General features: G+C 52.2%; 8 protein-coding genes. 4 read left to right on the forward strand and 4 right to left on the reverse strand.

Annotated elements, in window-relative coordinates; translation table 11 throughout:
- Positions 1–84: 84 nt before the first annotated feature.
- Together AC6I8A_RS04715 and AC6I8A_RS04720 are read right to left on the reverse strand one after the other, a co-directional pair.
- Entirely contained in the window at positions 85–777 is a 693-nt protein-coding gene (locus tag AC6I8A_RS04715; RefSeq protein WP_497818103.1) for a response regulator, read from the reverse strand.
- Positions 770–2,410 (reverse strand): ATP-binding protein, encoded by a 1,641-nt coding sequence (locus AC6I8A_RS04720; protein ID WP_497818104.1) that lies wholly within the window; start codon positions 2,408–2,410, stop codon positions 770–772. Before AC6I8A_RS04720 ends, AC6I8A_RS04715 begins: the two co-directional genes overlap by 8 nt.
- Before the next feature lie 1,024 nt (positions 2,411–3,434).
- On the opposite strand from AC6I8A_RS04720, the gene AC6I8A_RS04725 reads away from it, so the two are divergent.
- From AC6I8A_RS04725 to AC6I8A_RS04740, 4 genes are all read left to right on the forward strand, one after another.
- On the forward strand, positions 3,435–4,412 hold the full coding sequence (locus AC6I8A_RS04725) for a glycosyltransferase family 2 protein (protein WP_497818105.1): 978 nt from the start codon (positions 3,435–3,437) through the stop codon (positions 4,410–4,412).
- A 16-nt stretch (positions 4,413–4,428) separates the two neighbouring features.
- Positions 4,429–5,736, forward strand: a complete 1,308-nt coding sequence (locus AC6I8A_RS04730; protein WP_497818106.1) for an oligosaccharide flippase family protein — start codon at positions 4,429–4,431, stop codon at positions 5,734–5,736.
- Positions 5,733–6,728 carry a glycosyltransferase family 2 protein gene (locus AC6I8A_RS04735; RefSeq protein ID WP_293792270.1) on the forward strand — a complete coding sequence of 332 codons (996 nt, stop codon included), beginning with the start codon at positions 5,733–5,735 and terminating at the stop codon, positions 6,726–6,728. The genes AC6I8A_RS04730 and AC6I8A_RS04735 overlap by 4 nt, the downstream gene beginning before the upstream one ends.
- 381 nt (positions 6,729–7,109) lie before the next feature.
- Positions 7,110–8,399, forward strand: a complete 1,290-nt coding sequence (locus tag AC6I8A_RS04740; protein ID WP_256695732.1) for an HAAAP family serine/threonine permease — start codon at positions 7,110–7,112, stop codon at positions 8,397–8,399.
- A gap of 382 nt (positions 8,400–8,781) precedes the next feature.
- Here the strand turns inward: AC6I8A_RS04740 and AC6I8A_RS04745 are convergent, their stop codons facing one another.
- Both AC6I8A_RS04745 and AC6I8A_RS04750 read right to left on the reverse strand, forming a co-directional pair.
- Positions 8,782–10,338 carry a methyl-accepting chemotaxis protein gene (locus AC6I8A_RS04745; RefSeq protein WP_497818107.1) on the reverse strand — a complete coding sequence of 519 codons (1,557 nt, stop codon included), beginning with the start codon at positions 10,336–10,338 and terminating at the stop codon, positions 8,782–8,784.
- Positions 10,339–11,194: 856 nt separating this feature from the next.
- The gene (locus AC6I8A_RS04750) at positions 11,195–12,157 is read right to left on the reverse strand and encodes a chemotaxis protein (RefSeq protein WP_008105989.1); all 963 of its coding nucleotides are present in this window, start codon (positions 12,155–12,157) and stop codon (positions 11,195–11,197) included.
- Between the last annotated feature and the right edge of the window lie 27 nt (positions 12,158–12,184).

Here is a 12,184-nt window from a genome sequence, read left to right on the forward strand (position 1 = left end):
CTTCACGAAGTGTGATTGTTGGCGTCGTTTAGGCAATTAACACCATAAAAACCACGACAGGCCGCGCGCGCGATCTGCGCCAGATCACAGGATTTTGCGGTACAGCCGTCGCGGATGGCCGATGTTGCCGTACTGCATTTCGACGCCAATAAAACCGATCTCGACGCAATATTCCAGGTAGCGACGACCGGTGGTTTTACTGATGCCAACGCGCTCAACCACCTGTTCAACTGACCAGCTACTTTCCGGCGCAGCGCTAAAAAAGCTCTTCACCCGATCCAGCGTAATGGTTTCAATCCCTTTGGTCGAAGGCGCTGACGGCGCATCACTGGTTGGCAGATTAAACAGCTTATCCAGCGCCTGCTGATCAACGTTTTTCATCTGGCGCATGGTCTGCACCAGCAGCATAAAGCGTTCCAGCGATGCGCGCAGGCGATGGAAAAACACCGGTTTCAGCAGGTAGTCGAATGCACCGCTGCGCATCGCATGGCTACAGGTTTGCATGTCGCTGGCGGCGGTGATGAAGATCACCGAGCACTCAAAGCGCTTTAGCAGCGGATCGTCAATCAACGTCACGCCCTGACCATCCGGCAAATAGTTATCGAGCAGCAGCAGTCGTGGCTGATGTAATGTAATCAGCTCACGCGCCTGCGCCAGCGTAGCGGCAATACCGACCACGCGCAGATGAAAGTTCTGCTCAATATATTCACGATGCAGATCGGCCAGATGCGGCTCATCTTCCACAATCACCACATCAAGCGGCTTAGCATTATTCATGAGAAAGTCCTATTAACGCGGCGGGCGGGAACGGGATAAACACCGAGAAAATGGTGCCCTGTGGTGAATTCTCGCTGATCTCAATGCTGCCGCCCGCCTGCTGTACATAACCCGCCGCCAGATAAAGGCCGATGCCGTGTTCTGCACCAAGCATATCGTCGCCGCTGTTGGATTTACTGGTGACGCCTTGCTCAAACAAGTGCGGTTTAATGCTGTCATCAATGCCGCAACCCTGATCGGCCACTTCGATTAACAGCTCCTGATTACGACCGGAAATATATAACTCAACCGGTGTCGCGGGCGTTCTGGCGTTGAGCGTGGCGTCCACCGCGTTATCCAGCAGATTGCCGATCACCGACATCAACGCCGTTTCACTCAGCGCGGCAGGAATGCGACTCAACTGGCAGGCGGGGTCAAATTTCAGCTCGACGCCTTTTTCCCGCGCGCTGACATATTTCCCCAGCAGCAGCCCACAAAGCGCGGGCGAGGTGAAGCGCGCCGAGACAAAATCCAGCACCTGCTGCGCGCCAGCAGATTGCGCGTGGATGTAGCGCATCGCATCGTCGTAGCGCTGCATCTGCAGCAGGCCGACCAGCGTGGCGGTCCAGTTCAGCTGTTCATGACGCATGATGCGCAGATTGTCCGCGTAGCGTTTCACCTGGCTGAGTTGGCTACTTAGCGTGTTGATGTCGTTTTTATCGCGGAAGCTGCACACCCAGCCGCCTGGCTCGCCGGGTTCCAGCTCAATCGCCACTCGGTTAACAATCACCTGACGCTGATTGAGCACGGTGACGTGATCATGGGTTTTCACCTCATGCTGGCTTAAAAACGTCGGATGGATTTGCAGCACCTGATCCAGCGGTTTCCCCAGCAGTTCACTCTCACTCTGCTGGATATCCAGCAACTCGCGCGCAGCGCGGTTGATAAGAATCAGCTGCCGTTCCGCATTCACCGCAAACACCCCTTCATACATCGCTTCCAGCAGCGCTTTTTGTTGCAGCACCAGCAGGGCGATATCTTTCGGCTCCAGCCAGAACATCTGTTTTTTCAGATTGCGGCTAAACATCCACGAAAAGATAAACAGCAGCAGCAACAGCGCCACACCATACAGGCTGGCCTGCCACAGTAAGCTGACATTGATATTGGCAATATAGGAGGTGAGATAACCCACCGAGACAATGCCAATCACCTGATGCTGCGTATTAAAGATCGGTGCCTTGCTGCGCAGCGACACGCCGATGCCGCCTTTGCGCACCGAAATAATGGTTTTGCCCTGCAGCACCTCCGCATTGTCGCCGCCAATCATCGGTAAATTGAGGCGCTCCGGTGATTCCGAATGGTAGAGATGCTGTTCCTGCGTGTCGCCAATCACGATGTAGCTGGCATCGCTTTGGTTGCGCAGCGGCTGGATCAACGCCGCGATACCGGCGATATCGCGGCGCGCCACTTTCTCCGCCAGACCGGGCATCAACGCAATCTCACTGGCCTGCACCCGCGCGCGCTGCCCCAAATCGTGATGCAGTTGACGATCGATGAAATGGAACAGAATGGTGCCCAGCAAGGCGAGTAGCAGGCAGGAAAACAGCACCAGCGACAGGAAGAGTTTTACCTGAAAAGATAATCTGCGTTTCATACAACCTGCAGTAAAGAGAAACTGGAGAGAGGCATGGCTGGAGACTAGCACGCGAAAATGCGCGCAGTGACAGGCTATCAGCAAAGTTGTGAGCTGGCTTCAATCCCGGCGCGGCTTAGGCGCTGGTTTCTGTTGGCACGATGTTAGCGATATTCCCATCTTATTCCTGGTCATCGCCTGCTGCGGCGCTAATCAATCAATAAAAAACCCATTCACCACGGCTAATCAATGCGCCGCTATTTAATCCCTCCTTTCTCTGAGTAAATTCCGTTTTAACCCGGCAGCCATTGACCTTATAACCCCGAGTGGTGAGAATGCCGGGAAAAGTTTTGAATTAGATCGCAAATTTTGGGCATCAAGCCTCTTGCAGTACGGCTGCGATAGCCGTACTGAATTAACGCCACTTGCACTTATCGGCGCGCGAATAACGCGCCAGCTTAATTAAAGTGCAGGGCATACAGCAAATATCGTTAATGTCGTGACGTTCGTTGAGAAGGCCCGTCTTTGGATGCACCTTCTCAGCCCCGGTCGGCATTTCTTGTTTTTGGTGATGAGCACGATAAAGACGCCAGCGTTTTTTAAGGTTCATTACCAGACAGGTAAAAATTTAATTTAAGTACGTCATGATTGGCGTGGTAATGGCGTTAAGCCAAATTACCGAAAGAAAAAACGTAACTGGCTGAAAATTAACTGAACTCTTATGAGCGCAGCGCAGCCTCTTTACGCCAAAAATAGGGGTTTCACTGTGGTCAGTATACAGGTAGCTGCAAGCCTGGGGCGGTAGCCTGCCTGGTTTAGCTGATGAAAACAGAATGAAATTGCACGATTTATTTGGCGATTATCTTATTTAGCGAACTTTTTACAGAGAATTAAAGGCCAGTTTTATTTGACCTGAGGAAACTCTGAAATAGACAAGCAACAAATGTTAAGCCGGGCGCAAGCAACGCGCAGTGTGAATCACTGCAATGTTCATAGATTACTTTTTTCGCCCGCAACTTTTACTCCGACAGAGTCCAGAGGTTATATGCAAAATCCCGTTAACGACGTTTTAATCAGCGTCATCGTGCCGGTGTATAACGCCGCGGCGTATCTGGAACGATGCATTGATAGCCTGCTTCAGCAGGAAGAGAGCCGTTATGAAGTGATATTTATTAACGACGGCTCCAGCGATAACTCGCTCACGCTATTACAGAGCTACGCCCATTACCCACATTTTCATATCATCGACCAAGCCAATGGCGGCGTCTCGTCGGCGCGTAATCAGGGCATTCGTGCCTCGCGCGGCAAACTGCTGTGCTTTTTAGACGCCGATGATTTTCTGCCAGCCAGCGCGTTTGCCACCTATGTGCGGCTGATGCAAAACAACATTGCGATGGTGGGTGGCGAATCGCAGCACTTCACGCCGCAAGGCGAGCCGCTCGATTTCCCGGCCAACACGACTGACACGCGCCAGCTGACCGCTTCGGCGGCGATCAACGATCTGCTCTATTTCAATCCGCGTCACGGTATCTGCGACAAGGTGTTTCGTGGCGATGTGATTCGTCAGCATCAGCTCAGTTTTAACGAAGAGATTTATAACTTCGAAGATCTGCTGTTCGTGATCAATTACCTGCATCTGCAACAGGATCGTCAGGTGATCTTCACCCAGCAGGTGGTTTATCACTATGTGGAATCTACCAACTCCGCCACGCGATCGGCGCTACGGGAAAAGCATTTCTCCTTTGCGCGTTCATTTAATGGCATGCAGGCGTTTTTATCCGCGCAGCATAGCCGCTGTTATTACCATCTCTATTTAAAAGTCACCTCATCTTATATCTATAAAGCGCTGCACAGCGACGGATTCAGCCGCGCCTTTATTGATGAATATATTTCGCTCTACCGTCGCAGCTTTAAGTCCTATTTCACATCAGGATTAATGTTCAATCCGTGGAGCCTGTACTTTGCGCTGTTTTTTGTCAGTCCACGACTGGTATCGCGTCTGCGCCGCCTGGCACAGAAATAAACGCTGAGGTTAAGTTGTGAAAGATAAATTAAAAAACTCCATGTGGATGATCGCTGAAAAGCTGATTGCAGTATTCGGCCTGATATTTGTCACCTCCTATGTGGCGAAATACGTTGGGCCAACCACTTTCGGCATTATCTCGATCTCGATGCTGGTATTTCAGTTCATCCAGAGCATCGCGCTAATGGGCAGCGATGTGATTCTGCTGAAACGCTTATCGCAAAATCATCACTCTGGCATGCGCTTAATGATGGCGACCTTTCTGCTGGTGTTGTTGATTTACGGCGTGCTGGCGGCCAGCGGCATGTTGATTATGGGCGAAGAGTGGAGCGCTGAAGCGCTGGTGTTTATCTGCGCCGCGGCGATTGCCTGCCTGTTTTCTTCGCTGGACCTGGTCAATATTTACAACGAGGCGATGCTCAATGCGCGCCTGAATGTGATCGCTAATCTGGCAGGATTGGCTATCAGTTTAACCGTGCGCTTCTTTATTTCTTATTACGGACTGGATCCGCAGCTATTATCGATTCCTATCGTGCTGGCGACCTTTATTCCGTTTGCCATCAAGCTGGCGATATTCCTGAAATATCACCGTCAGGTGCCGATTCCGGCACTGCGCCAGATGAAGAAATATTCACGCTATATGGTGGCGTCGGGTATTTCACTGGTGTTTTCCGTGATTGCGGTGGCGATTTATACCCGCGTTAATCAAATCAGCGTGTCGTATTTCCTTGGCGTAAAAGAGGCGGGGATTTTTTCCGTCGCGCTGACGCTCGCCACCGCGTGGGTATTTTTACCCAATGCGTTGCTGGCTTCCTTTTTCCCGGCGTTCTTTGCCGAGCGTGACGATCGGCAATCGATTATCAAAGCGCAGAAATTACATCTGCTGGTGATTGGTGTCTCTTCGCTGGTGATTCTGGCGATTTGGTTATTGTCCGGATGGTTTATCCGGGACTTCTACGGTGCGGAGTATCTCGATGCGGTCGCGCCAACGCTGTTACTCAGCGTCGGTGCGATGTGCGCGGTACTGAGCAGCGTGATGGATCGTTTCATTATTAAGTACAACGGATATCGCTATTTAGTGAAGAAAACCTTCGTGGTGTTATTAATTTGCGTGGCCTCTTCTTTAATTTTGGTTCCTAACTTCGGTTTAAATGGCGCGGCCATGAGCGTGGTATTAACCGAATTTTTATCGTTCTCCCTGCTTAATTACTTTTTCCCTGATCAACCGGTAATGCGTATTCACCAAATCTTTATCAACCCCAGGAAACTATGGCTGTTATTTAACAATATCAAAACCTCAGAAAGTAAAGAGAGTTTATCATGAATGAAAAACCACTATTTAGTCTTATCATTCCCGTCTATAACTCACAAAAAACCATTAAACGTACCTTGCTGAGCGTGCTTAAACAGACGTTCAGCAGTTACGAAGTGATTGTAGTTAATGACGGCAGCAGCGATTCAACCGCAAATATTCTGCAGGAGTTTAGCGCTTATTCGCAGGTCACGGTGATTCACCAAATAAATGCCGGTGTCAGCGCTGCTCGAAACAGCGGAATGCAGCAGGCCTGCGGTGAATATGTGTTATTCCTCGATGCGGATGATTGGGTGGACGATAACTTCCTGATGATCTTCAAACAGAATCTCGATGCCTGGCCAGCGGAGTCTGTCGATTTGATGGTGGGAAACCTCAACGACAACCGCGTAGGAAAAGTGTCGCAGGCGGGCTTCTTCAGCAACGAGGACATTCCTTATGTGCTCGGTGAGCTGGAGATGAGTGATAACATCGGTTATCTGCATAACAAATGTTATCGCCGTCAGATTATTGAGGAGCTGAACCTGCGCTTTTTGGAGGGTATCTCCATGAGCGAGGATTTGTTGTTTAACCTTAAATTCTTCAGTTGTATTAGCAATTTCCTTGTCACACCGGGCGCTGCTTATCATTATGAAGATGTGGAGGGTTCATTATCGAAGCGTAAAGTGCAATACAGTGAACTGAAAGTGCGTAAACAGTTTCTCACTGCACTGTATGATTCGATCATCAGTAAATATCAGTCCAGCAATCTCGATTATTTCCTCAAGGGCATTTCCAAACGTGTACTCGCGTTGGATATGCAAATCGTGACGGCGATGTATCACTCTTCGTTTTCACCTGCGGATATAGCCCAGGAAATTAATGAAATAAAGCGGGGTAAATACTCAAAAGGTATTTTCATTCTGCTGAATAAAAATGAAAAATTGAAGTACATGATTATGAATTTGAATACACTTACAGCGTACTATTTTCTTTATGCACTCTACAGGATGCGCGCATTCTGATTTGAAATTCTCCCGGTGTTAGTCTCTGGACGCATTTGCTGTACAGAGGCTAGTTGCCGGGGGAGTTTCACCCGATGTTCTCAGCTTTACCCGTGGCAACAGCCCAGCGTTGCCACACCTTTCCACTTTCCTCCCGTCTTTCTGCACACTCTCCATTTCTCCTTCTTGCACTCATCCCGCGTCTCATGTCAAATAGCGCCCCATGCAATCGATTGCGCGCATGTTCCGTGCATTTAGTGCGGCGCAAAACATCAGGATGCGTGAATTTCATCTCATGAAGCGTCATCCTTTGCGTTCCGGCCGGGCGGAGCAGCCTACGCCATGATGAGCAGTCATCCTTGTGGCTGCGTGTTGATAAAGCTTGAAATTCTGGAGAGACAGATGGACAACTCACAAACCGGTACGCTTGGCACCGTAGAAACGGCGGCTAAGGGCTGGCGTAAGAGTGATACCGTGTGGATGCTGGGTCTGTACGGTACGGCGATTGGTGCGGGCGTGCTTTTTCTACCGATTAACGCTGGTGCAGGCGGGCTGATTCCGCTGATTATCATGGCGATTCTTGCCTTCCCAATGACCTATTACGCGCACCGCGCGTTAACGCGCTTTGTCCTCTCCGGTAAAAATCCCGGCGAAGACATTACCGAAGTGGTGGAAGAGCACTTCGGCGTGGGCGCGGGTAAGGTCATCACTTTGCTCTACTTCTTTGCCATCTATCCGATCCTGCTGATGTACAGCGTGGCGATCACCAATACCGTCGATAGCTTTATCGTGCATCAGCTGGGGCTGGTTTCGCCACCGCGCGTGCTGCTGTCGCTGATTCTGATCATCGGCATGATGACGGTGGTGCGTTTTGGCGAGCAGATGATTGTGAAAGCGATGAGCGTGCTGGTGTTTCCGTTTGTGGCGGTGCTGATGCTGCTGGCGGCTTATCTGGTGCCGCACTGGCATGGCGCGGCGCTGGAAACCTTATCGTTAAACGCGAATGTAAGCGGCCACGGCATTCTGATGACGCTATGGTTAGCGATTCCGGTGATGGTGTTCTCCTTTAACCATTCGCCGATCATCTCCTCTTTTGCCGTTGCCAAGCGCGATGAGTACGGCGCAGGCGCGGAGAAGAAGTGTTCGCGCATTCTGGCGAACGCCCATCTACTTATGGTGGTGACGGTGATGTTCTTTGTGTTCAGCTGCGTGCTGAGCTTGTCGCCCGCCGATCTGCAGGCGGCGAAAGATCAGAACATCACTATTCTGTCTTACTTAGCCAACCACTTTAATGTGCCGATGATTGCGTGGATGGGGCCGATTGTTGCGATGGTGGCGATCACCAAATCGTTTCTCGGGCATTATCTGGGTGCGCGTGAAGGGTTTAACGGCATGGTGGTGAAGTCACTGCGCAGTCGCGGAAAAACCGTTACGCCGCAGCGCCTGAATCGCCTGACCACCGCGTTTATGCTGCTGACCACCTGGCTGGTGGCGACACTTAACCCCAGTATTCTGGGCATGATTGAAACGCTGGGCGGGCCGATCATTGCGATGATTCTGTTCCTGATGCCGATGTACGCCATCCAGAAAGTGCCGGCGATGCGTCAGTACAGCGGGAAGATCAGTAACGTGTTTGTGGTGATTGTCGGCGTGCTGGCGATTTCGTCGATTGCGTATTCGCTAGTGAGTTAGCATTGTAGGGGCGCCATTAATGGCGCTCAGTTAAGTATTGAGCGACTTTCGTTCGCCAGTTGCTGAGGCAGTTGCAGCACCTTCGTGCGGCGACCGAGCAGAGAGCGCCTGGCCGCGCCCTCTGCACTCCCGGGCCTTGCGCCAGCCCAACCCGCCGCTGCGCGGTACCTTCACTCATTCACGATTCCTGACGGACCGGTGGCGATTCGCTCCTGCTCAGCGCCACCTCTCGCCGCATCCATGCGGCTCGCCCTGGAATCCCTCATTCGCTCAGCGGTTTGGGATGTCGCCTCAACACCGTCGCTGTAGCAGTCGTGCGTATTCTTAACTCAAAATCGCTATAAATCCCGTAGGGTTGCCATTCATGGCAACCTGTTTATCTTTACACCGCCGCCGTTTTAAACACACTCATTGACTGCGCCAGACGATCGGCCTGTTCCTGCAACGCCTGCGACGCCGCTGAGGCTTCCTGCACCAACGCGGCGTTCTGCTGCGTTACCGCTTCCATCTGCGTAATCGCCGAGTTGATCTCGCTGATCCCGCTGCTCTGCTCGCTGCTGGCAATGGTGATTTCGCTCATGATATCCGCCACGCTTTTCACGCTGTTAACCACTTCACCAATGGTTGAACCGGCGTGCGTCACCAGACGACTGCCTTCATCCACCTGCGCCACTGAGTCCTCGATCAACACCTTAATCTCTTTCGCCGCAGACGCCGAACGTGCCGCCAGATTACGCACTTCGGTGGCCACCACGGCGAAGCCACGGCCTTGTTCACCTGCACGTGCGGCTTCAACGGCGGCGTTAAGGGAAAGAATGTTGGTTTGGAAAGCGATAGAGTCGATTACGCTGATAATATCAACGATCTTCTTCGAAGAGAGCGTAATCGCTTCCATCTTCTCGATCACCTGTTCCATCACTACGCCGCCTTGCTTCGCCACGTTGGAGGTATTGGCCACCAGCTGATTGGCTTCACGCGCGTTCTCGGCGTTGTGCTTGACGGTGGCGGTCATCTGTTCCATCGCTGACGCGGTCTCTTCCAGCGAGCTGGCCTGCTGTTCGGTACGCGATGAGAGATCGATGTTGCCGCTGGAGATCTGATTTGATGCCACGGCGATTGTATCGGAGCCGGCGCGCACATCGGAAACGATGGTCAGCAAGTTGTCGTTCATCGCCTGCAGCGCCTGCATCAGCACCGCCGTTTCATCTTTGCCGCTCACTTCTATATGTGAACTCAGATCGCCTGCCGCCACTTTCCCGGCGATTTCCACCGCTTCATTCAGCGGACGCACAATCGATCGCGTCAGCATAAAGCCCAACACGATGGCGGCGGCAATGGCGATGGCGGAGAAGATCAGCGTCATCTCAATGGCTGATGAGCCGTTATCAATAATTTTTGCGCCTTCCTGCTCCAGCTGTTGTGACTGTGAGTTGGCAAACGCCACGGCGCTATCAAGAAAGGCATTCTGCGTGCTGGTGATCGATTTTAAAACATAGGTACTGGCGGCTTCGGCATCGCCCGCATGCACCAGATCCAGCAGCGTTTTCTTCTCGGCTTCAAACTTGTCGCTGGCGGCCAGCAGCCCAGCAATTTTCTTTTTACCCACTTCAGTCACCTGCACCGCTTTGATTTTATTCATCGCGCTGTTGGTTTTGTCAGTGGCGTCCGCTAATTGCTGATAACGTTTGACGTTATTTTCCGGACGCGTGGTATCAATCACGATGCCGCGCAGATATTTGATCTGTTCGTTCACGCCGTCGCGCACGTCAAAGCCAAGACGGACTTTCATATAGCGATCTTCAACGATCGAGGTAATGCCGGTTTTGATGTTGTTAATTTTGGTTATCGACGTGACGCCGACGATGATTAACAGTGCCACCACCAGACCAAAGGCGATGCCCAGACGGACGCCGACCTTCATATTTTTTAAGCTCAACATTGGATCTCCCCGTAATGCCAAAAATTGATGTTTTCAAGACGGACAAGCAGGCAAGGTGCCCACTTCAGGTTGATGTTTTGTAAGGTGAAAATCGTTGCGCAGCGTGACAAAGCTGGTATGGCAGCACCGGCGCAAGCGCTATCAGTTATCGGTTGTTAATGTTTTAACTTTAATTTTTTAGAGGTACGTCACAGTTTGGTTAATGACGTTAACCTTGGGTTTTGGCTGGGCGGAAATGCCAAGGATTTTGTAGGGTGCGCATTGATGGACACTTGGTTAACTGGTCGCGATGAATGGCGTAATGCTTGTTAGTTAAGCCAACGATGAGTGCGCAGGCCGGGGCCACTTTTGGTCTGGCTGTCCTCGCGCCGCTTACGCGGTACCTTCACTTCGCTCGTCTGCCTGACGGACCGGCGTAGACGGGACATCCTTGTCCCGGCTCCGCCTTTCGCCCGCGTCCTGCGGGCTCTCCTGGCTTCCTCACTTCGTTCAGCGCTGCGGATTGCCTGCCCAAAAGCGTCCCCGGCCTGCTTCCAAGCTTCAGTGTGTGTTGCTGAAAAGGGCTCATAAGTTAGATGCGCTGACGCGTCTGCTGCGGCAAAAGGGCTATTCGCAGCGCTGAGGCTTTTACGTTGGGCCAGGAGCCTCACGCATGGATGCGTGAGGCAGTTCGGGGCCGGCCAGGACGGCCGATCCGCGAACGGTCCGTCGGCACGACGTGGAAGCCGAAGGCATCGCGCTAGCGGCGCGAGGACGGCCCGTGACGCAGCAGATGTGTCAGAGCCCGCTACCTATTCAAAGCAAAATGTTTTCTTAACTGACAAGCATTACGCCATGAAGGGTGGCGTTACGATAATTAACGCGGCTTTTTCAGCACGCCGTGAATCACATTCGACAGCTCGTTGATTTCGAATTTCGCCACGTAACCATCGGCACCGACTTTACGCACGTGATCTTCGTTGGCGCTGCCGGAGAGCGATGAGTGAATCACCACCGGAATCTGACGCAGATTGTTATCGCGCTTGATGTTGCGCGTTAAGGTAAAGCCATCCATTTCCGGCATTTCGAGATCGGTCAGCACCAGCGCGATCTTGTCGTGGATCGATTCACCGTTGGCTGCGGCTTCTTTCTGCATCTCGTTAATTTTGATCCAGGCTTCAAGACCGGTGTTGTGCATAATCGCCGGGATGCCCATGCTTTTCAGGCCTTGCTCCAGCAGCTGACGCGCCACTTTGGAATCTTCCGCCACAATCGCTACCTGACCTGGCTTCAGATTGAAGTCTTTGGCGGTCTCTGCGCTCGGCTCAACGCCGCGCACGGAAGGAATGATGTCATACAGAATCTGCTCAACGTCCAGCACCATCGCCAGATTGTTGCTCTGACCATCGGTATCCAGACAAGCGATGCTGGTGATGTTGCGGCTACCGATGCCCGCTTCAGCGGTATGCACCTGGCTCCAGTCGAGACGCACAATGTTCTCCACCGATTCCACGGCAAACGCCTGAGTGCTGCGCGCATATTCGGTCACCAGCAGCAGGTTAAGGCCGGTTTCCGGTTTGCAACCGGTCACGGCAGGCAGATCGATAACCGGAATAAACTGGCCGCGAATACTCGCCATGCCGAGCAGCGGCGATTGCATGCCCGCAGCGCGGGTGATGGTTGGCATCGGCACGATTTCACGCAGTTTAAACACGTTGATGCCGTACAGCTCAGATTTGCCTTTCAGCTGATCGGAACCCAGTCGGAACAACAGCAGTTCGAATTTATTGGAAAGCGCAAGGTTGGCGCGTTCATCGATCTCTTTCTGAAAATTATCCATCATGGCCTCGGAGCAGATCTGGGCTGG

The sequence above is a fragment of the Pantoea sp. X-Soil-ISGK-275 genome (assembly GCF_059730795.1).